This is a genomic window from Halothece sp. PCC 7418 (assembly GCF_000317635.1).
In the GTDB taxonomy this organism is placed as follows: domain Bacteria; phylum Cyanobacteriota; class Cyanobacteriia; order Cyanobacteriales; family Rubidibacteraceae; genus Halothece.
Genome location: NC_019779.1, coordinates 1,080,522 through 1,101,521, shown reverse-complemented (window position 1 = coordinate 1,101,521; position 21,000 = coordinate 1,080,522). Strand labels below are relative to the sequence as shown.

Genomic DNA, 21,000 nt, shown 5'->3' with positions numbered 1-21,000 from the left:
TATGGCAAAGTTGAATTGGGAATTCGTCAGATTAGGCTTAATTTGGGTCTTCTTCTTCCTCTCTGCGGTGGGGTTAGGGGGAAGAGTGTATCATTTGCAAATTGTGCAGGGAGAAGAACTACACGCCAAAGCAAAAGCGAATCAAAAAGGTAACTTTAAAGATTATGTTCCCCGTCGTTCCATTGTTGATCGCGAAGGAAATGTGTTAGCCACGGATCGCGTGGTTTATACTCTCTATGTTCATCCGATGTTATTTCAGAAATCGGAAGCAGTGATTGCGGAAAAATTAGCCTCTATCCTAACGAACACCTCAGTCAGTGAATTATCCAAACAATTTCAAGAGAAAAAAACAGGGATTCGACTGCGCGATCGCTTAACAGAAGAAGAAGCGGATCAAATTCGACGACTCAATAGTAATGGGTTAGATTTAAGACCCAAATATGCGCGATTTTATCCGCATAACACTCTCGCTGCGAATGTTTTGGGTTATGTCCAGAAAGATGATCATCAAGGGAAAACAGGGATTGAGTTTACTCAACAAGCAAAATTGATCCGTCCTGAGAGAAATATTCCCCCTGTTCAAAAGACGGGTCAGGGTGATGTTTTACCTGTTTCTCTCCCTTCCCAGGTGGTGGAATTTGACGAAAAACAACTGCAATTAACGCTGAATATGCGCCTGCAACGGTTAGCGCATCAAGCCTTGAAAAAACAAATGCAAGCGTTTCGGGCGAAACGGGGAACGGTGATTGTGATGGATGTGGAAACAGGGGAATTATTATCTTTTGTCACTGAACCGACGTTTGATCCCAATCGCTATTTTAAGTCTGATTTAGCCGATATGAAAAATTGGGGCGTAACCGATCTTTATGAACCTGGATCGACATTTAAGCCGATTAATGTCGCGATCGCGCTGGAAGCTGGATTAATCTATCCCCAGGAAAAAATCTATGATCCAGGGAAAATGAAAGTAGGGGGCTGGACGATTCGCAATCATGATTATTTTAGTAACGGGGGTCATGGCAAGATTAGCATTGCGGAGATTCTGCAAGTGTCTAGTAATGTGGGGATGATTAAAATTATAGAACGAATGCAACCCCTAGATTACTACAAGAAATTGCAGGAATTGGGCTTAGAAGAAAAGGTTGGGATTGATTTAATGGGGGAAACGGCGGGTTCGCTTAAAAGCAAGTTTCAGTTTACCAATTACCCGATTGAACCAGCGACCGCTTCTTTTGGTCAAGGGTTATCGTTAACGCCGATTAAGTTAGCCCAACTTCACGGCGCGATCGCGAATGGCGGATATTTAGTGAAGCCTCATCTGGTGAAAGGATTAGTGGATCAAGACGGAAATCTGGTCAGTGAGAAAGACCAAACCCGCAAACAAGTCTTTTCCTCTCGCACCACAAAAGAAGTCTTAGCGATGATGGAAACCGTGGTTAGTGAAGGGAGTGGTGAAGTCGCCCAAATTCCAGGTTATCGCCTCGCTGGGAAAACGGGAACCGCCCAGAAAGCAAAAGGGAGATCCTACGGGAATGAAAAAATTACCAGCTTTGTTAGCATTTTTCCCGTTCAACAACCTCGTTATGTCATTTTAGCGGTTGTGGATGAACCGAAAAGACCCTTAGCTTATGGTTCAACTGTTGCTGCACCAATTGTAAAAGAAGTGATTGAAGGATTAATTACGATCGAGGGGATTCCGCCCACGCATCCCGAAGAATTTAACGATGAGGAAGAGGATAAAGATTAAGACTCTAGCTTGAGTGGAGTAGTTCACGGGAGGCTTCTACAATTTCTTCCTCAGTTTCTAAAGAACCATGATGGGTCAAATCCATTTTCTTTACGAAGTTCTGACGCGCTTGTTCAAAACGCTGGTTGATTCTCTCTTTATTTTTCTGAAAATAGTTGATTCGTTCTTGGTCTTGTTGATATGAATCAGAATTGGGATCAGGCTGAGTAATTTTAAATTTCTTATCGGTGCATTGAGAACTCATGGTATTGCAACTGGTATTTCATTTCAGAAGCCCTTGACGCTCTCCCATCAAATCAAAGATTATGATGGGAGATTCTTGCTTCTAACTACTGAACCAAGTTCAGCAGGCGACCAACCTTAAAACATCCACAAACTCGTTGCTTCAGTCCCAGTGGGTCAATCTCCGCGCATCGTAGATTATCCTGTTCTCGTCCGCCCGACGATACAGTTTTCAAGTATTTTTGTTTTTTTACTGGTACACTCGTTAAAGTGCTGACGTTTTTATAGAGGTTTTTCGCACCTCTTGTTGATACCTTAAGCGTACCTTTTAGGCTCTAGGAGTCTTAACAAGCCACCACCTTGGGGATTCAAACCGATTTTATAAAATTGTAACTTATTGACCGCAATTCATCAACCCATCAAATTAAATCTTCGACAAGCTCAGATGCCGATTATGATGGGAGTCTTCTTGCGGATTTAGATAATCTATAGCGTTTCCTAGTTGGTTGAGGTACGTAATGCGAGTCGGTGGATGTTCATGGTGCTTCGCGCGGGCTACGCCCTACATGGTTCGTGGTTCATTGATTAACAACCAACAAATAACAAAGAACGAAGAACAAAGAACCAAAATTTAGAATGTACCTCATGAGATTGGGAAGTGCTATAACATACATGATAACAATTGCTTCTGGCTTGTTAAGTGTTGATCAGCCAGGGGATTGGGTTAGAGTTGTGTCAGTTGCTCAGAACGGACACAGACTAAGCAGTGTCAACACTTTACTCGCAATTTGATCAATGGGTAAGGTATGCTGTACTGCACCCAGCGCGATCGCTTCTTTTGGCATACCAAAGACAATACTGGTGGCTTCATCTTGCGCGATCGTCATTCCTCCCGCTTTACGAATCGTTTGCAGTCCATTTGCGCCATCTCGTCCCATTCCCGTTAACAAAACTCCTACCATTTGCGAGCGATAGTAGGCGGATGCACTCTCAAACAGAACATCTACAGAGGGACGATGCCCTGTCACGGGTAAAGATTGATCATAAACAAATCGTCCTTGGCGATCGAGCTTGAGATGTTGATTTTCTGGGGGAAAATAGATCACTCCTGCTTTCGGAAAGTCTTTTTCTTTGGCAATTTCGACTTTCAGGGAACAATGATTCTTCAGCCAATCAACTAACCCTTGTAGAAAGCCTAAACTAATATGTTGAACACAAATAATGGGAACAGGGAAAGCAGCCGGTAAGCTCTGAAAAATGGTATGTAGTGCTTGCGGTCCCCCTGTAGAAGAGCCAATAACCACGGCTTTGATCGCAGAGGTTTTACTCGTTTTAGCAGTAACAACAGGACTCGCTGAGGATGTAGTTTTTGGAGCAACGGGTGCGGGAGAATGAGTTTTTCGTTTCCGCCGAAACACTTTCACCCCAGACAAAACTCGAATTTTTCTCACTAACTCGGCTTGGAGGGCTTCATATTCTTGCGATAACCCCGCGCGAGGTTTAGGGAAGACTTCTAGCGCACCCGCTTCTAGAAGTTTGAAAACATTTTGTGGATCATCTTCTTGCACGGAAGCACTAATCACGAGGATCGGACGTGGAAATTCTGCCATTACTTCTTGAGTAAAGGCTAGCCCGTCCATTTTGGGCATGTGTAAATCGGTACAGATAATATCAGGATTCAGTTTCGGGATTAATTCTAATCCTTCTACCCCATTTTTAGCTGTTCCCACCACTGACAGACCAGAGCTATTATCAATAATTCGTTTTATAATCATGGTGGCAATGGGAGAATCTTCAACGAGCAACACATGAATTGTCATTTTGGTTATTATTAGTCCTTTGTCATTGGTCATTAGTCCTTCGTAGAGTAGAGACATTCCATGGAACGTCCCTACATCATTAATTCCTTAAACCAGTCGTCCTAGGGTATCAATTAGCAATTCCTGATTGAACTTATCTTTGGTGATATAGGCGTTTGCCCCTGCTTTTGCCCCACGTCGTTTGTCTTCATCGGAATTAAGAGACGTGACAAGGATGAAGGGCGTTTCAGTGTATTCCTGCTCTTCTCGCACTTTTTCAGCAAAGGTTAAACCGTCAATGTTGGGCATTTGCACGTCTGAGACAATGGCATCAAAATGGCGGGTTTTCAATTTGTTGTAGCCATCTAAACCATCAACGGCGGTGACCACTTCATAACCGGCTCCCTCTAAGATGCGTTTTTCTTGCGTGCGAACGGTAATCGAGTCTTCTGCAAGTAAGACAACGGGTTTGGTGGTTTCTTGATAGAGCGGTTGCGCTTTTTTACTACTTTGATGAATGGCGCTGGTGGTTTTTTGTTGCAAGGATTTCAGTAAGTCTTGGGGATTCAAGATCATGCAGACTTCACCAGTTCCCAAAATGGTCGCCCCTAAAACATTCCGCACTCGTTTGAGAATTTTACTTTGGGGTTTGATGACCACATCTTGAGTATCTAAAAGCTGATCGACAAACAGACCAAATTTCTCTTCTCCGATATTGAGCAAAATACAGGGGAGTTGTTGATGAGTGTCCTGATTTTGATGATTTTCTGGAAGTTCTAGCAGTTCGCTTAAACGTGCTACGGAAACGGCTTGATTATCAAGGGAGATTGTCGAGCGTCCTTCAATCGTGAAAATTTCATCTGGAGATACAAGGAAACTGGTTTGTACGGCTTCGACGGGTAAGCCATAGGTGGTGTTTTGAAGATCCACAAGGAGAACATTGGCTGTCGCAAGGGTGGTTCCCAATTGAATTTTAAAGGTGCAGCCTTCGCCAGGGGTAGAATCAATTTGAATATTTCCTTTCAAGCGTTGGACGTTGGTTTGCACCACATCTAAACCGACACCACGCCCTGAGACTTCGGTGATAAAGCTACGAGTTGAAAAACCAGGAGTGAGAATCAGTGAGTACAGTTGATTGGTACTCATTGCGTCGAGTTCTTCTGGGTGGTAGAGTCCCCGTTTGATGGCAGTTTGTTTAATTTTTTGAATGTCTAAGCCCCGCCCGTCATCGGCGAGTTCAATAACAATATTACTTCCGGTTTGATAGGCTCGTAACTCAATTTTGCCTGTCGTAGATTTCCCCATTGCTTCCCGCTCTTCTGGGGTTTCTAAACCATGATCCACGGCGTTGCGGATCAGGTGCATGAGAGGGTCTTTGATTTCTTCGAGGATTTGTTTGTCGGCGGTGGTTTCTCCGCCTTCGAGGATTAGTTCGACTTCTTTGTTCTCTTCCCGTGCTAAATCTCTTACCATACGGGGGAAGAGGTGGAAGACTGTAGAAAGGGGAAGTAAGCGTAATGTACCAATTTTTTCTTCGAGATCCCCTGCAATCATATCGAGGCGGGTACTATTTTCTTGAGACGCATCACGCAAATGAGTAATCAGTTCTTCCATGCGAGCAAAGTCGCTATCTTTGTCGTCGTCTTGCAACTGCTTGTTATGTTTGTTTTTCCAGTCTTCCCAAAGTGAAAAGAGTTCTTCGAGTTGGTTGGCGGTGTGTGCAATCCGAATTTTGGTTACGGTTAATTCCCCAGTTTGCGTCATTAGGGAATCAAGATGTTGCGTTTGCACGCGAATGGTGTCGATGCGATAGGGTTTTTGTTCTTTAGTGTCGTCGGCTTTAGGGGGTGTGCTGCTCTCAGTTTGGGCTTTATGTGTAGCCCCATTACCATTGGTGTGAGAAGAACTGGGTTTGGGTTGTTCGCCGTTGCTTTCAGTTGTATTGGGTTTGTTTTCAGGGTAACGCCATTTGTCTGCTCTGAGTTCCGCGATCGCGCGATCGATATTGACCCCACTGGGAACGCCTTCTAGGGCTTCTGTAATCAGTTTTTCGAGTTCGGCGACGACATATTCCACGCGATCCAACAGTTCTGGACTATAAGGAAGATCTTGACACACCAGTTGATCAAAAATATCTTCTAGGGCTTCGCTGAGGCGTTCCGTCCCTTCTAAACCCACAATAATCGAATCCGTTTTGAGATTCTCTGCTTCTTTTAAGAGTTTTTCGAGGATATTTTGATCTTCAGGTTGACGCGCATACTCCTGAAGATGCGTTTTGAGGCTTTGCAGATGTTCTCGACTCGAATTTTGATAGAGTCCCCGCAACTCTTCATCCGCAATCATTAATGAGGAGTCTGTGTTTTCTTCTGGGGATTCTTCTGGGGAGTCTATTGCGTCTGATGATGGGGATTCTTCTATGCTCTCGTCTTCTAAGTCAAAGGTTGCTTCTAACTCAAACTCAAGGGTATCTTTAGCATCAGCAGCAATGTCTTCAATCTCTTCTACTGATTCCGCACTAGGCGGATCATTGAGTAGCTGATCCAGTTGTTGCAGGAGGGCGTTAGCGTCAATGTTACTGGGAGCATCGCTGGTGGCGGTTTCTACTAACTGCGCGATCGCGTCAAGGGTTTGATACAAATGATCGCTCAATTCAGGGGTCATGATAATCTCTTGGCGATTCACCGCCCCCAAAATATCTTCCACTTTATGAGTCAGTTGTTCAATCTCTGTTAAGTCCAAAATCCGAGAATCTCCTTTCAAACTATGGGCTTCACGCATCAGTTCTGACAACGCAGATAAATCACTAGGATTTTTTTCCAGATTCAGAATTCCTTCTTCTAATTGCTGTAAGTGTTCTTGGCTGGTGCTTTGATAAATAACTCTTAGTTCTTCATCTTCAATCATGGCTTTTCCCTTCTCTAAAACTAAACGGCTTGAACACCTGATCCCATCAATGACTGAGGTTGATTTTTACAGAAACCTTGATTGCTTTTATGAATCTTATATCCGTAAAAACTCTTATATCTTGTTATTAATAATTTAGGTCAACAGTTAATAACAAATTTTTCTTTCTCAAGGTTTCTGGTTTAATTTTATCGCTAGATTCCCACTTACGATCAAATTTTTGCCTTTTCTTACAATATTTTAAAATTATGCTGGAATATCCTTGAAGCACTTTTAATCATAATAACTTTTGTAAATATTACTCAACTGCTAATTCTCCTTTACTTAAACTTAAAAATAAAGGTATCTTGCACCTTTTGATTTGATTTTCTCAGAAGAAATCATGCTGCTGTAAAAAGGATCCAAATCTTATGGTCACTATCACCACCTATCCTCTTGAGACACTTCGCAACAAAATCAATGAATATTCTCAAGAAAAAGCAACTGGCAATCTCACAATCCGCAACCATGAAATTTTACTCGGCAAAGTGTTTTTGCTACACGGTCGCTTACTTTACATAAAAGACGAATTGCGCCCAGTGCGTCGCTTTAGCCGAGTTTGTCGCCAACTGGATATTAATTGGCCCGCAGAAGAACTAAATTGCTCTCCAGACCAACCTTGGGAATATCAATTACTCTATCAAGGCATTAGTAAAAAGCGTCTCAATGTTGGACAAGCGAAAACTGCGATTACGAATGTTGCTGAAGAATTTCTCTTTGATTTAGTCAGTCAAGAAGAAATAATTACAGAATGGGAAACACGAGGAGAAGGCGAGTCTGGACTTTCGTTAGGGTTAGCTTTATCGGGTTTAGAAATTGAAGGTCTGATTGAAACCGTTTCTGAAAAACAACAGTCTTGGGTTGATAATAATTTAGCGGAATTTAATGGCAGTTTAGTTCCCACCTTAGCGCCAAACGCACAACTCAAAAATAATAGTGGTCTTGGCAAATATCTCAATGGGAAGTTTACGCTTTGGGATCTGTCTATTGCTCTCAATAAATCTCTTCTCGATGTGACAAAAGCATTGATTAAATTCAAAGAAAAGCAGTTAATTGAATTTCGAGAAGTTGCGGACTTAGCAGTTCCTAGTTTTATTTCTATTGCTCAAGATCCGAATCAAGCGAACGATTCCTCAAAGCAGAAAAAAGGATTAATTGCTTGTATTGATGATAGTCCGATTGTTGCTCATAGTATGAAAAAACTGCTTGCTCCTTTAGGGTATGATATTATTACAATTACTGAGCCAATGCACGGTTTTTCCGACTTAGTTGATCAACAACCTGATCTCATTTTCTTAGACTTAATGATGCCGAATGTAAATGGTTACAGCGTCTGCAAGTTTTTGCGGGAAACAGAGTCGTTTCAAGAGACCCCGATTATTATCTTGACCGCTCAAAGTGGAGCAATCGATCGCGCACGGGCAAAAATGGCAGGAGCAACGGACTTTTTAGGAAAACCGCCCAAACCCGGAAGAGTGATTGAAGTAGTACAACAATATACCAATCATAGTTAAAGTGATATCTCTCACCCCCTCCCCCTTGGGAGAGGGAAAACTAGCATGAAATTAAACCGCTTGATCAACCACTAACCCACTACTTAAGAGAATTTTACGCAAATCGAGAATGCTCATCATTTTATTATGGTAAGGGGCTGCCCCTTGTAGATATTCATCGTCAATCGCATGAATTGCTGTGGGAACAGTAGTGATTTCATTCGGATCAAGGAACATCACATCATAAACGGAAGCGACCGCAACACCAACGACAATCTCTTCCACTTCCACAACAATGGCGTAACTCTCGTTATCCCACTGCACTTGCGGAAGGTTGAATAAGCCACATAAATCAACGAGGGTGAGAATTTCACCTCGCAAGTTCATATTGCCGATAATATGCGGGGGAGAACAGGGAACTGGGGTGACATTATTAATTCGTGCAAACTCACGGACAACCTTTAAGTCAATCCCAAAAAATTCATCATCTAAGACCATGACCGAGAGGGGTTTAAAGCCTTTTTTCTCCTCTTCTTCAATGCTGGCGCGTAAATTTTCCGCCCGTTCCCGAAAGACTTGCCTTTCTTCTTCCGTAGCATTAGGACAAAAGACTCTTTGTTCGACTAATCCTGCTTCGGGTTGCAAGAAGTCTTCTTCGTCTTCGCTGTCGGGTAAATCTTGATTTTCCACATAGCGAATGAGGTTTGCTGCATCGAGCAAGACCAGTAAATCTTCTTCGCTACGGGCAATTCCTGTGACAAATTTCCGACGGATACTTCCCGCTAAAGCGCGTCCATGGGACAGATCATTGGTAATTTGGTCAGGGTGAAAGTGTTTCACTTCATGGACATTATTCACGATTAATCCCACCCGTGAGTCTTCCCAGCGTAAAACGACCACACTGTCACTGAGATGATAATCGGGACTTTGATAGCCAAAACGCAAATTCATGTCCATCACAGGGAGAATCTCCCCTCGGACATTCACAATACCAACAATATCGCGAGGGGCTTCTGGAATGGGGGTTAGTTCGGGTAAGGAAAATATTTCTTCGACAACTAGGGCATCGAGTCCGTAGAGGGTATGATTCAGGGTAAAGCTGAGATAAGGATGTTTTTGCATAATTCCTCCTGATGAGTCAGCGTAAGGGCGAACGGGTCGCCCTCTAACCTTTCTCGATCTAGACCAAGTGTTTCAGGTCTTGGGTTACTGTGTTGAGTTGTTCGGTGCCAGCGCGAGTTTGACTGATTCCTGCTGCTGTTTCTTTTGCCCCTTGGTTGAGGGTATTCATGGCTTCTAACACTTGTTGAATGCCACTGGCTTGTTGATGAATATTGAGAGAAATTTGTTGGTTATTCATCACCACATTATTAACCGCTTCTGTAATGTGGTTAAAGGATTCAGCCGTTTTCTCGGTGATTTCCATTCCTGAATCAACGGTTTTTGTGCCTTCGTCAGTGACCATGACAGTGGAGTTAATGGCGTTTTGAATTTCTGCGACTAAACCGCCAATTTTTTCGGCAGATTGTTTACTTTGATCCGCCAGTTTGCGAATTTCTCCTGCAACGACAGCAAAGCCTTTCCCATGTTCCCCTGCGCGGACGGCTTCTACAGAGGCATTTAAGGCTAACATATTGGTTTGATTGGCTAAATCCGACACTAACTGGGAAATGCTGCCAATTTGGTTGGTTTGTTCGCTCAGTTGTAAGATTTGTTCCGCGATCGCGCCCACTTTTTGTTTTAAGGTGGACATACTGCTCAGGGTTTCTTCGACGGCTTGATTTCCGCCTTCGGCAGCTTCGAGGGCTTGTTGAGCAGCATTAGCAGCAGCTTCGGCTTGTTCAGTGGATTGACGGGCTGATGAACCGAGTTGGTTCATGGTCGTTGTGGTTTCATTGACAGAAGCAGCTTGTTGGCTGGCGGTGCGGTCTTCTTCTTCAATGGTGGTGGCAATTTCACTGGAAGAAGAGGCGATAGTATTGGCTGCGTCTTGAATGCGAGTGGCAATGCGAGAAATAATCCAAACGCCAAATCCTGCTGAAAGTAAGACAGCAAGGAAGGTTGAACCAATCACCATTGTCAGTAAACTATTAACGGCTGCATCTGTTGTTTCAGCGCTACCATTAACAATTTCGTGTTCTTGATCTTCCAAGTCATTTAAAACTTGCGCCACCGCTTGTGCTTCAGCGAATCCATCTTGAGTTTTCCAAGCAGTAATTCCTGCTTCTGAGCCTTGAGTTTGGGCAATACGAATCAGTTCTAAGTTAAGCGTTTTCAGTGCTGCAAAGGCTTCTTCCGCTTCTTGTAAGTTTTGTCTTTGTTCATCGAAGCGAATTAAACCATCTAACTCAGTCAGATGAGATTCAATCTCATTTTGAACATCTCGGATATCAGCGAGGGTACTCGGAGTCGGCTCCATTAAATACCCGCGCGTCGTTTTCGAGAAAATTTCAATTTGACGGTGTAAGTCAGCAATTTCCCGTTCGATTTTAACGCCTGTATCTAATTTTTGTTGCTCATTTTTAACGGTATTGACATTAAACCCAACAATCCCTGCACTCAATACAGAAAGAGCAACAGGTACGCAATAGCCGAGACCAATTAAATATCTAACTTTCATATTTTTTGAGTTTGCCATCTCTCCCCCTTTTTCTTGCTTTTGAGGATGACCTCATCGGTCACTTTCAACTATATCTCTCTTTGTTTCTCTTCGACTTATTTAATTAAGTTTTGTAGATTACTTTTTATTAACTCTTATTTTTGAAAAATCAGTGTTATTTCTGATTACAAATAGTTATACTATTTCGATTGACTAATGCTACACAACTTAGGCTGAAAGACGAGCCGTAGATCCTCCCCCCAACCCCCGTTAGTAAGTCATGTTGAGCTAGTTTTTACAAAGTTCTGAAGTTGTCGAAGAACTAAGAACCAAAAACCTTTAAATTGCCATTTCTTCTAGCACTTCCGCAACTGTAATATTGTTTAATTCGGGAATTTTTTGCTCTTTAGGCGATCGCTGCAAAAGTTTTATTGCGGATGCTTTCATTTTTTCTCTTCGGGTTTGATCTCCTTGCAGGTGATAAATATGACTCAGTTCTAAATAAGCGGTAAACGAATTTTGATCGAGGTAGATAATCCGTTTATACAGTTGTTTTGCTTGTTCGAGGTCGTCTTCTTCTTCGGCAATTTTGGCAAGAATATAGTAGGGCGCGATCGCGAATTCTTGAATCGTCAAGGCTTCCTGACAACATTGTTTTGCTTCGGCATATTGACCAACATTCGCATAGATTTGCGCGAGAAGATGATGGGCGGAAAAGTTGCGAGAGTCATCTTTTAATAAGGTTTGCAGTTGATGAATTGCCTCATCATAATTCTTCTGTCCATAAGCTGTTTCTGCTGCGATCAATAACGTTTTAACATCTTGTTTTTTAGCCGTCTTAGGTTTCGACAGGGGAGAAGAAACCTTTTTCGCAACGGGTTGAGGGGGCTGCTGAGGTGGGGGAATAGGTGTCGGGGTAAAAGCAGGCGTGTAAACAGGTTGCGGTATAATCTTGGCAGTCACAGCAGCAGAACTTGACTGCATGGGACGTTGATAAATCAATGATTCTGGAAAGACTTGGGCTTTAAACTGGCTTAAGTCTAACCCAGAGAGTTCAGCATGACCTGTGAGTAAATAGCCCTCTGGCTTGAGAACCTGATAAAACTTATTTAAAATCTGAGCAACAACTTTGGGGTCAAAATAAATAAACACATTCCGACAGACAATTAAATCCATCGCTTGTAATGGGGAAGTTTCCGTGGGAAAGGAATCGCGATAAAGATTGACTTGTCGAAACCGAACCAAATCTCGGATCAGAGGAGAGAGATGAAACTTATCCCCACTGGTTTGAAAGTAATGTCTTTGAATGTATGGTTCTACCCGTCGAAATGACCATTGACCGTAAACCCCAGCTTTGGCTTTTTCCAGCGCCATGGGATTAATATCAACCCCTAAAATCGTAATATCCCAATTTTCCCAGTCTCGAATCAGTTCTCGTAAGGTAATCGCCAGAGAATAGGGTTCTTCCCCTGTGGAACAACCAGCACTACAAATGCGTAAGGTTTTATGACCTCGATTGCGCTGAATTAACTCTGGAAAAATCTTATCTCTCAGAAGCTGAAATTGTCCTTGATCCCGAAAGAAGTGGCTTTCTAAATTCGTGAGGCTAGGAATAAGTTTTTGCCATTCTGATGCACTATCAGAGGTGGGTGCAGCTAACAGTTGATAATAAGCCTGTGGAGATTGCAGTTTCAGGGCTTTCCTGCGCGTCAGGATTGCACTCTGTAGGTCATCCTGAGATTGTTCTCGAATTCTAAGCCCCGTTTTTTGCTCAATTAAACGGATAAATTTGCGATTGAGATCCGAATCAATTTTATCTTTCATCTCTTCACTCACCTTGATTTTAATCAAAACCTGTGATCATCGCTGCTTTCTGAGGTTTCTCTAAGGCTTGAGATTTCAAGTTTTGATCAACTATCCCTATTTCTTAAAATAACAGTTCTTAAAAGATTTGAGTCATGAAGATATTGAAAGATGAGTGAAGATCTATGAAGAAGTCTAACAAAATTGCAATTTAAATGACTTAATATTAAGCAGCTAACTCTATTTCTTCATTGAGATAAGCCAAAAAAGTATTGTAATCTTGCTCGACACAATCGGCATATTGAAACGCAACATCCACTAAAAAGTGAATAAATGTCTTCTCTCTGCCCAAAATCTTGGCTTCCATGGCATCTTCAAAGAGATAACTCTGATTCAGGGCATATCCCCCGCGTTTATGTTCTGTGGCGAGAATAATGCCCCATTGTTCAGCAACTTCATACAAATCTTTGCTTTTGTCTAACTTGTCCGTGGGAAAATCTTCTTTAAATGGAGATCGTTCCCGAACGGAATACACGCCATTGGGGAGTTCCATCCAGCCTAGATATTGATCGGGGTGTTCCGCGATCGCGCGAAAGGCTTGGGCATGACGATCCCCTTCATGAGAAAATACACTATGATAGGCTTTCCGTTCTTCTTCCTTCATTTGATCATACGCTGCGGGGGTTTCTTGTCGTTTCACATCGAGAATAATGTCATCATGAGCCGTGAGCGCATCTCCTTCAATTAAAATGTAGTAACGGGGTGTCCCCAATGACCCTGTTCCCGCCCACAACCGTTGAGCAATATCTTTAATCTTAAAATAGCGGTCATCATCAGCAGGAATCTCTCCCGTGAGGGTTTCTCGATATTGTGGAAATGCAGAAACAATCATCTCCCATTCTTGATCGCTTAAAGGCGATAACTTTTCTGCTTCTTTATTGAACACCCGCTTATTATTTTCATCGAAAGTTGTCCATTTTTCTAACATTTTGTGACGGGTTTCTTTTTTCTGCACTTTCTTCAGAAACTTTTTTAATTTTCCGTCAGTATTTTCTTTGGTAAAGTGAATTTCTTTAATGGCGGGATTATGGCGATCATTAAGAATCGTTGCCATATAGGCTTTCCCTAACTTTTTCACCGCTTTTGTAATTTTTTTCGAGTGAAAATGACCATTTTCTCGACAGTCTAAAACTAAACTAATCACTAAACGCCATAAATCATATTGATAGTCCCCGACAATCGCATCATCAAAATCATCAAACCCATAAATGACTTCATAATAGTAATTGGCAAACGCCCCAAAATTATATAAATGTGCATCTCCTTGTAACCAAGTGTGGGTGTCCGCATTTCCGCCAAATAAACTTAAACGCCAATCGTTATAAATATCTTCCCAAAATAAATGATTGGTTCCCCGTAAAAAACTATAGGGAGACTCAGCCATTTTTTCATATTTTGCTTGGCGATAAACATCAAGTAAAGATTGATTGGTCTGCGCGATCGCGCTGAGAATTGTATGTTGACGGTTGTGGAGATTAATGGCTTTATAAGACATAGCGTAGTTTGGGAAAGTCGGTTGAACGAACTGATTTGCTTTTGTTCTTCGTTGCTTAGAAATTACTCCAATAACAACAAACAGTCATAGCGATTCAGGGTGTATCTTAGAAGATAGAAAATTTCTCTATTGTACAACATGAGCGAAACCATCAAACTTGATCAATTTTTGAAATATCAATGCGTTGCACAAACAGGAGGGGAAGCGAAAATGATGATCTGGGATGAAGAAGTGTTAGTGAATGATGAAATCGAAACCCGTCGCGGAAGAAAGTTAGTTAACGGCGATCGCGTGACCGTTTTTGGGGAAACTTATGTCGTTGATTTGACCGAAAAATGAACAGAATGCTAGGAACAATTCGAGTTCGCTATAATCGTTCTCAGCAATCTTAATAAAACGATACAATAACGTTCACAAACAGATTATGGATTCTCTTGTCTCCTTCAACCAATTGGATCAGGCGCTACAACCGTTGGCGAAAGTCGCTTACCAAACCGTTCAAAACAGTAAAAGTCTCTTCGCACTGACTCATAAAGAGGTGAGTTATTCTTTCACTCAATTAATCGCCCCGAGATTTAAGGATATTCCCAGTTTACCCTCTGAGGTTGTAAAGCGAATGAAACAACGTCGCGATGAACTTTTAGCCATAGACTGGGAAGAAGCCGAACAAGGGGTTTATCCCACTGCTTTACTCTTTGATCACCCTTGGGATGACTTTGTTGCTTATTATCCTTTGGTTTGGCTGGATTTAATGGGAATGCGCGATCGGCTACAAAACCGACGGTATCAAGAGTTTTCTTCTGACATTGATACCGAAGGTTATCCCAGTTACTATCTGCAAAACTTTCATTATCAAACTGATGGCTACCTCAGCGATTTATCCGCCAATCTCTACGATTTGCAAGTAGAATTACTGTTTAATGGCGGTGCGGATGCGATGCGGAGACGAATCTTAGCCCCTTTCAAAAATGGATTACAAGCATTAACATCTATTCATTCTAAAGAAACAAAAGTTTTAGATGTTGCTTGTGGGACAGGGCGCACCCTTCGTCTTTTAAGAGGAATGTTACCGAAAGTTTCTTTACACGGAATTGATCTGTCTCCCAATTATCTGCGGAAAGCAAATCAACTTCTTTCTGAACTTTCGGGAGAATTACCTCAATTAATGCAAGGAAATGCAGAAATCTTACCTTATTCCGATCAATATTTTCATGGGATTAGTTGTGTTTTTACTTTCCATGAATTACCACCAAAAGCGCGTCAAAATGTCATTAATGAAGTGTTTCGCGTTTTAAAGTCGGGAGGAATCTTTGTCATTTGTGATTCGATTCAAGCCATTGATCATCCTGAGTTATTGCCAATGATGGAAGATTTTCCAAGGAAGTTCCATGAACCCTATTACAAAAGTTATATTTATGATGATTTAGGGGAAAGATTAAGTGATGCAGGATTCACTGTCACCGATGTGCAAAGTCATTTTGCGAGTAAATATTGGATTGCACAAAAAACTGCTGGTGATCAATAACAAAGACGGGGAGTTTGGGAGAGGGTGTGAAGTAGAGACTAGGCTAAAATTCCCTCTTCCCAATGACTAATGACTAATGACTAATAATACCATTTCGATAAACTGGTGCTACATACCGATCCCCCCAACCCCCCTTATTAAGGGGGGCGAAGGGGGGATCAACTGTAACTTGATTTTTCCAAAATGGTATCACCACCCAATGACTAATGACTAATGACTAATGACTAATGACTAATGACTAATGACTAATGACTAATGACTAATAACTATTTCCCCGAATCAACGCGATTGAAAGAAACGGTTCTGAATTGATAGAGAAGAAGCAGACTTAATAAATGAACTGACCAATGCGCGATCGCGAAACCCCAGATTAAACAAATTACCGCAATCATAGCAGAGAGAACCCGATAAATATCATTTGCAGTGCGTTGATAGTTCCAAATGCTCACAAGAGCAACAATGAGGAGTGCTAATGGAAGAATCGGCAGTGTCATAGTAAATTACCTTTGGCTCAGTGGACAACGTTGAGTCAAAGCGTGTTGGTTTGAGTGCCAGCCAACGCCCTGCTTAATTTTTAATTTAACATTATTTTTGATGACAAATTGGTAATCCTTGTAACGAGATTCTTATTTATTCAGAAATATTTATAAATATTCATATTAACTAGATTTGATGCAAGAGTTGCTCAGTTTTCGGATCATGAAAAGATAGAAACTTGACTAGCCAAGATTTGAGTTCATAGGTAGCCCGACAATCATCTTCGTTATAGCGAATAATCGTATCTAATAAAGCGCGATCGCGCGTTTTTAACCATTGATCATACCAACAGACACATTGTTCACCACTGACCCCTGTTTCTCGCCATTGAAACCCTAACCACTGCGCGATCGTTTTTAGGGAATAATTCTCAGTGGGAAGAATCAGAAACCGCGTTACCCGATCATGGAGATCAACTAATCGTTTTAAGAGTAACTGCTCTTGTTTTCGTGAAGTCCGATAAAGTCCCGCTAATCGGCGAATTGTTTCTGCTTCATATTTAGAGTAATGGAAGATTGGTGCTTGGGGATCAAGGAAAACCAAGTCTAAAAACTGTTCCCAGATTTCTGCTTCTTGTTCTGGCGTTTCTGCAATCAGAGGATAAAATGTTTCGGTTTTATCTTGATAATCCACAATTAAAACCCCTAAGAGATAATCTAAATTTCGTTCAGGTTCGGCTTCAATATCAAAGTAAATTTCTCGCCTTGCACTAGGAATTGTTTCTAAAACTGACGCGGGAGACCCTAATTTTAATAACGGTTTTTGATAGAATGTTGCTAGGGCTTGTTTTTTTAAGTCAAAAGCAATTTCTTTTCCCAGTTCTTGCGCGAGTAAAAAACTATCTCCTTGGGCAAGTTTTTCTAAGTTCGTTAACCCCAATTTTTGCAGCACTTCGTAACGACTGGGAGTGACTCCTGGCAGTAAAGAAAGATGTTCTTGGTCTTGAGCAATGTTATAACAAAAAGTCTGCCATTGGCATAAATTACAGCGTTGTCTGGAGATAAAAACTTCAGGCTCTTGTTGAAAAAGCAGCATTTCTAAAATGGCGACTAGCACCTCTTCCATTCGCTCTATCCAAGTGCTAAGATTAATATTGTATTCACTGCCAGATTTAACCATTAAACGAGGATTGACTAACTCACTGCCTTGAATCAGAGCGAGTAATTTGGCTTGAAAAGCGGATACTAATTTATATTCTGGTTTCGGACGGCGACCTAACCTAATACTCACCGCTTCATATTGCCAATCGCCAAAAATAGACGATCCAGGTTGTTTAACTAATAAACTAGGAGAGGCTAATAAAGTAACTGTTTTTAATCCTGAAAACGGCAGATCCCAACCCGCTAAACCAGTTTGCCACAAGACTCCATTTAAAATACACTCTACTCCTTGTTCCATGAGAGTGAGGGTTTCTTTTCCACTCTCTTCCCAGTATTCCACCGATGTTTCAGGTTGATGATAAGGCGTATTCCCAAGGATTTCTAATACTTGTTTTCTGTTTTCTTCTCGTAGTTTGAGGAGAAACTCTCGTTGTGCGTCTTGCTGGCTAGAATCTCCATAAAAGTTTAAAAATGGTCGTCGGTTACAACGTTTATAGTCTAAAAGGACAACATCACTGATTAGCATTCGTTATTAGTTCTTTGTTATTTGTTGTTTGTTATTCGTTCTTTGTTATTCGTTATTAGTTCTTTGTTATTTGTTCTTTGTTATTGGTCATTAGTCATTCCTTCTCCCTGTCTCTATCGATCAAGTTAGACTTCTCCCCCTCTTGGTAACTCGTTATCATTCTCGCTTTGATCTTAAGGCAAGGAACGGTTAGGCTAAGAAAGGAAAATGCTTGAACAGAAAAAATGGGTTGGACTCAACAAGGCTATTTTAACTTTGGTGGACAGGGGCCATTATCGGAACAGACATGGAGCGCGATCGCGCAAGGATATGACAGAATTAGATCCGAAGGTCCTTTTTCTCAGCGTGTCAATAGTTGGTTACAGGAAGAAAGTGCAAAAACCCGTCAAGCCATCGCGGAAGAAGTGGGAACGACACCAGAAACGATTACTCTGACAGAAAATGTCACTGTTGGCTGTAATATAGCGTTATGGGGACTGAAATGGCAGCAAGATGATCATATTCTCCTCACGGACTGCGAACATCCAGGGATTATTGCAACCGTTCAGGAATTAGCCGATCGTTTCGGAATTAAGTATTCTTTTTGTCCGATTATGGAAACCCTGAATGAAGGCGATCCAACGGCGGTTATTCAAGACCATTGGCGAGAGAAGACAAAATTGGTCGTTTTATCTCATTTGTTGTGGAATACAGGACAAGTGCTTCCTCTCCAAGAGATTACTCGTGCTTGTCATGAAAAAGGGATTTTTGTTTTAGTTGATGCAGCGCAATCGGTGGGGTCACTCCCCTTAAACTTACCAGAGACAGGGGTTGATTTTTATGCCTTTACGGGACATAAATGGTTATGTGGCCCTGCGGGTGTCGGTGGGTTGTATATTTCTCCGCAGAGTTTTGGCGAACTGCGTCCGACGTTTATCGGTTGGCGTGGGATTAATACAGATAGTCAAGGAAAGCCTGTCAGTTACAAAGAAGATGGACGGAAGTTTGAGGTGGCGACATCTGCTTATCCGCAGTATATGGGATTAACTAGCGCGATCGCGCAACATAATCAATGGGGAACCCCAACCGAACGCTATCAAAAAATTTGTCAACTCAGCGCAATCCTTTGGGAACGCCTTTCTAGTCTATCCCAACTCAACTGTTTACGCACTTCTCCCCCAGAAGCCGGTTTAGTTTCGTTTCAGTTAGATCATATTTCTCACCAATCTTTTGTCACAGAATTAGAAGAGGCGGGATTTTTATTACGAACACTTGCTGATCCAGACTGCATCCGTGCTTGCGTCCATTATTTCACCACAGAAGAAGAAATCGACGCATTAGTCACCACGATCAAAGAAAAACTGTAACCTAGCGCTTAGGTTGGGTTAGCTTGAGTCGTAACTTAACAAGACCCTTGCTAGAGCCTAAAGAAATCAAATTAATTCAGCTTTTGATGGCTAATTAAATGCCAATGAGGAGGAGCTTGATAATGCTCTCTTGACTCCTCCCTAAAAGATAATTTTTGTAGAGTCTCTGGATCAACTAATAAATAAGTGCCTGCATCCTTTTCCCAATAATATTTTAAGTCCTCTAGTTTCGCGGGTAAAACACGCTTTTGAGCATAAAAGTTGAGCGAGGGACGTTCATAGTCAAAAGACGTATAAATCGGGGCATTCTCAGGAACTTGATCACGAATCAACATCGCCACAGGTTTAACGGGGTAGGCTTCATTTAATTCCCACAGCCACTGAGATGAACTGAAAAATAAGAGTAATGAGACATACATTCCCCACGTCAAAATATTTATAAATTGGGGATTGCGCCGTAACACTAAAGCACCACTCATGCCTGTTGTCAGGGCAACTGCTAAAGTAATAATGACTAATTCTGTATTTCCTTCCTCACTGACTCCAAAATAGACACTGGCTGCTAAACTAACTCCCCCTAAAAAAAGGAGTAAAATTCCCCAATCCCGAGGATAGGGAGCTTCGCGAGGAGAACGGAAAATTTCCGTCAACATTTTCCCCCCTGCTAAGGCTAACGCTGGATAAAGCGGTAGGATATACCAAGGAAGTTTGGTGCTCATCACAGTAATGACGAGAAAATAAACCCCACTCCAGACTAAAACTAGTTTTGACCAACTCCAGATTTTATTGTGCCATGCCAAATGAAGTCCCGAAAGAGCAAAAATGACCCAAGGGAGAAAGTGCAGTAATCGTTGCAGATAGTACCAAGGAGGACCACCGTTATTCTCGACAGTACGCCAAAAACGGCTGAAAGATTGGGAGACAACGGCTGTTTCTAAAAATGCACCATGATAATGAACCCCTTGCAAGGCATACCAACTCAGCACAGGTAAACCACCAAGGAGGAGTCCGCCCCAAAAATAGAAACTGCGAAATAAACGAGGGGTATCCCAAGCGATAAATCCAAAAGCAATTCCCCCTAATAGAAGTGCAATGATTCCCTTAGTGAGTCCAATGAGGCTTAAACTAATGCCAATGGCTAAACACCAGCGTAAATCTCGGCGCGATCGCAGCACAGACCACATCAAGACAATTGTAAAACAAACCACTGCCCCATCAAGCATGGCTAACCGTCCATGACGTACTAAAGGCAAGGTAGTTAAATAAATCAGTGCTGAAAATAGAGCCGGTTGACGCATCAAAAAGAGTTCTTTCCCCAAGCCATAAGCAAAAGGAACAGAAACCGCCATTAATAATGCTGAGGGGAGGCGAGCGGTTGTTTCATTCACACCACCCCACCGATAACAGAGCGCGATCAGATCATGAATTAAGGGCGGTTTATTGAGATAAGGTTGTTCCCAAAGGGTCGGAAATAACCAACGATTACTATTTTCTGGAGCTTGTAGAATCTCTCGCGCTACTTGCGCTACTGTTCCTTCATCCCAATCTCGCAGCGCTACCCCACCCAAATTAATAGTAAACACTAATAACCCTGCTGCCAAAAGAGCAACCACAAGCAAGCGTTCTGTCCAAGCATTTTGATGACGAATGCGATTGGTCGAGTCATCCCCCGCAAAAGTCTGACGATCCATAAACTGATATGAGCACGATTATTTCTAGAGATAACACAATTACCATTAACATTTCACGTAAGCTGCTCTTTAAGGCTAGATCTAAATCGACTAAGTGCTTATACTCAGGGCGGG

15 protein-coding genes are annotated in these 21,000 nt (G+C 42.0%); 5 read left to right on the top strand and 10 right to left on the bottom strand.

Annotation, left to right across the window (positions count from 1 at the left end):
* The first annotated feature begins 1 nt into the window (after window position 1).
* Window positions 2-1,747 (top strand): penicillin-binding protein 2, encoded by a 1,746-nt coding sequence (locus PCC7418_RS05055; protein ID WP_015225095.1) that lies wholly within the window; start codon window positions 2-4, stop codon window positions 1,745-1,747.
* Between the two features lie 4 nt (window positions 1,748-1,751).
* On the opposite strand, the gene PCC7418_RS05050 is transcribed toward PCC7418_RS05055, so the two are convergent.
* The 3 genes from PCC7418_RS05050 to PCC7418_RS05040 form a co-directional block, all read right to left on the bottom strand.
* Window positions 1,752-1,991 carry a hypothetical protein gene (locus PCC7418_RS05050; protein WP_015225094.1) on the bottom strand — a complete coding sequence of 80 codons (240 nt, stop codon included), beginning with the start codon at window positions 1,989-1,991 and terminating at the stop codon, window positions 1,752-1,754.
* Between the two features lie 721 nt (window positions 1,992-2,712).
* Window positions 2,713-3,789 (bottom strand): chemotaxis-specific protein-glutamate methyltransferase CheB, encoded by a 1,077-nt coding sequence (gene cheB, locus PCC7418_RS05045; protein WP_041596150.1) that lies wholly within the window; start codon window positions 3,787-3,789, stop codon window positions 2,713-2,715.
* Between the two features lie 87 nt (window positions 3,790-3,876).
* A complete protein-coding gene (locus tag PCC7418_RS05040; RefSeq protein ID WP_015225092.1) occupies window positions 3,877-6,672 on the bottom strand; it encodes a hybrid sensor histidine kinase/response regulator in 2,796 nt (931 codons plus the stop codon).
* Between the two features lie 410 nt (window positions 6,673-7,082).
* Here PCC7418_RS05040 and PCC7418_RS05035 point away from each other — a divergent pair, with 410 nt between their 5' ends.
* Window positions 7,083-8,225 (top strand): response regulator, encoded by a 1,143-nt coding sequence (locus PCC7418_RS05035; protein WP_015225091.1) that lies wholly within the window; start codon window positions 7,083-7,085, stop codon window positions 8,223-8,225.
* A gap of 51 nt (window positions 8,226-8,276) precedes the next feature.
* On the opposite strand, the gene PCC7418_RS05030 is transcribed toward PCC7418_RS05035, so the two are convergent.
* The 4 genes from PCC7418_RS05030 to PCC7418_RS05015 form a co-directional block, all read right to left on the bottom strand.
* Complete coding sequence (locus PCC7418_RS05030) at window positions 8,277-9,326, bottom strand: chemotaxis protein CheW (protein ID WP_015225090.1); 1,050 nt, start codon at window positions 9,324-9,326, stop codon at window positions 8,277-8,279.
* Between the two features lie 58 nt (window positions 9,327-9,384).
* Window positions 9,385-10,824, bottom strand: a complete 1,440-nt coding sequence (locus tag PCC7418_RS05025; protein WP_015225089.1) for a methyl-accepting chemotaxis protein — start codon at window positions 10,822-10,824, stop codon at window positions 9,385-9,387.
* 318 nt (window positions 10,825-11,142) lie between these two features.
* Window positions 11,143-12,627 (bottom strand): CheR family methyltransferase, encoded by a 1,485-nt coding sequence (locus PCC7418_RS19720; protein WP_015225088.1) that lies wholly within the window; start codon window positions 12,625-12,627, stop codon window positions 11,143-11,145.
* A 205-nt stretch (window positions 12,628-12,832) separates the two neighbouring features.
* On the bottom strand, window positions 12,833-14,161 hold the full coding sequence (locus PCC7418_RS05015) for a DUF2252 domain-containing protein (RefSeq protein ID WP_015225087.1): 1,329 nt from the start codon (window positions 14,159-14,161) through the stop codon (window positions 12,833-12,835).
* Window positions 14,162-14,299: 138 nt separating this feature from the next.
* Between PCC7418_RS05015 and PCC7418_RS05010 the strand changes: the two genes are divergently transcribed.
* Together PCC7418_RS05010 and PCC7418_RS05005 are read left to right on the top strand one after the other, a co-directional pair.
* Entirely contained in the window at window positions 14,300-14,500 is a 201-nt protein-coding gene (locus tag PCC7418_RS05010; RefSeq protein WP_015225086.1) for an RNA-binding S4 domain-containing protein, read from the top strand.
* Between the two features lie 85 nt (window positions 14,501-14,585).
* Window positions 14,586-15,686: a class I SAM-dependent methyltransferase gene (locus PCC7418_RS05005; protein WP_015225085.1), complete on the top strand. Its 1,101-nt coding sequence runs from the start codon at window positions 14,586-14,588 to the stop codon at window positions 15,684-15,686.
* A 266-nt stretch (window positions 15,687-15,952) separates the two neighbouring features.
* Here the strand turns inward: PCC7418_RS05005 and PCC7418_RS05000 are convergent, their stop codons facing one another.
* Complete coding sequence (locus PCC7418_RS05000; RefSeq protein ID WP_015225084.1) at window positions 15,953-16,180, bottom strand: hypothetical protein; 228 nt, start codon at window positions 16,178-16,180, stop codon at window positions 15,953-15,955.
* Window positions 16,181-16,349: 169 nt separating this feature from the next.
* Window positions 16,350-17,849, bottom strand: coding sequence for a TM0106 family RecB-like putative nuclease (locus tag PCC7418_RS04995; RefSeq protein ID WP_015225083.1), 1,500 nt, complete (start codon window positions 17,847-17,849; stop codon window positions 16,350-16,352).
* Window positions 17,850-18,073: 224 nt separating this feature from the next.
* Here PCC7418_RS04995 and PCC7418_RS04990 point away from each other — a divergent pair, with 224 nt between their 5' ends.
* Window positions 18,074-19,195 (top strand): aminotransferase class V-fold PLP-dependent enzyme, encoded by a 1,122-nt coding sequence (locus tag PCC7418_RS04990; RefSeq protein WP_015225082.1) that lies wholly within the window; start codon window positions 18,074-18,076, stop codon window positions 19,193-19,195.
* Window positions 19,196-19,266: 71 nt separating this feature from the next.
* Here PCC7418_RS04990 and PCC7418_RS04985 read toward each other — a convergent pair whose 3' ends face one another.
* Entirely contained in the window at window positions 19,267-20,886 is a 1,620-nt protein-coding gene (locus PCC7418_RS04985; RefSeq protein WP_015225081.1) for a glycosyltransferase family 39 protein, read from the bottom strand.
* Window positions 20,887-21,000: the final 114 nt, after the last annotated feature.

Bases quoted from the DNA above. Each gene is read 5' to 3' on its own strand.
- PCC7418_RS05015 (WP_015225087.1), bottom strand. From the start codon at position 14,161: ATGTCTTATAAAGCCATTAATCTCCACAACCGTCAACATACAATTCTC.
- cheB (WP_041596150.1), bottom strand. From the start codon at position 3,789: ATGACAATTCATGTGTTGCTCGTTGAAGATTCTCCCATTGCCACCATG.
- PCC7418_RS04990 (WP_015225082.1), top strand. From the start codon at position 18,074: ATGGGTTGGACTCAACAAGGCTATTTTAACTTTGGTGGACAGGGGCCA.
- PCC7418_RS04995 (WP_015225083.1), bottom strand. From the start codon at position 17,849: ATGCTAATCAGTGATGTTGTCCTTTTAGACTATAAACGTTGTAACCGA.
- PCC7418_RS05040 (WP_015225092.1), bottom strand. From the start codon at position 6,672: ATGATTGAAGATGAAGAACTAAGAGTTATTTATCAAAGCACCAGCCAA.
- PCC7418_RS05030 (WP_015225090.1), bottom strand. From the start codon at position 9,326: ATGCAAAAACATCCTTATCTCAGCTTTACCCTGAATCATACCCTCTAC.
- PCC7418_RS05055 (WP_015225095.1), top strand. From the start codon at position 2: ATGGCAAAGTTGAATTGGGAATTCGTCAGATTAGGCTTAATTTGGGTC.
- PCC7418_RS04985 (WP_015225081.1), bottom strand. From the start codon at position 20,886: ATGGATCGTCAGACTTTTGCGGGGGATGACTCGACCAATCGCATTCGT.
- PCC7418_RS05005 (WP_015225085.1), top strand. From the start codon at position 14,586: ATGGATTCTCTTGTCTCCTTCAACCAATTGGATCAGGCGCTACAACCG.
- PCC7418_RS19720 (WP_015225088.1), bottom strand. From the start codon at position 12,627: ATGAAAGATAAAATTGATTCGGATCTCAATCGCAAATTTATCCGTTTA.
- PCC7418_RS05010 (WP_015225086.1), top strand. From the start codon at position 14,300: ATGAGCGAAACCATCAAACTTGATCAATTTTTGAAATATCAATGCGTT.
- PCC7418_RS05025 (WP_015225089.1), bottom strand. From the start codon at position 10,824: ATGAAAGTTAGATATTTAATTGGTCTCGGCTATTGCGTACCTGTTGCT.
- PCC7418_RS05000 (WP_015225084.1), bottom strand. From the start codon at position 16,180: ATGACACTGCCGATTCTTCCATTAGCACTCCTCATTGTTGCTCTTGTG.
- PCC7418_RS05035 (WP_015225091.1), top strand. From the start codon at position 7,083: ATGGTCACTATCACCACCTATCCTCTTGAGACACTTCGCAACAAAATC.
- PCC7418_RS05050 (WP_015225094.1), bottom strand. From the start codon at position 1,991: ATGAGTTCTCAATGCACCGATAAGAAATTTAAAATTACTCAGCCTGAT.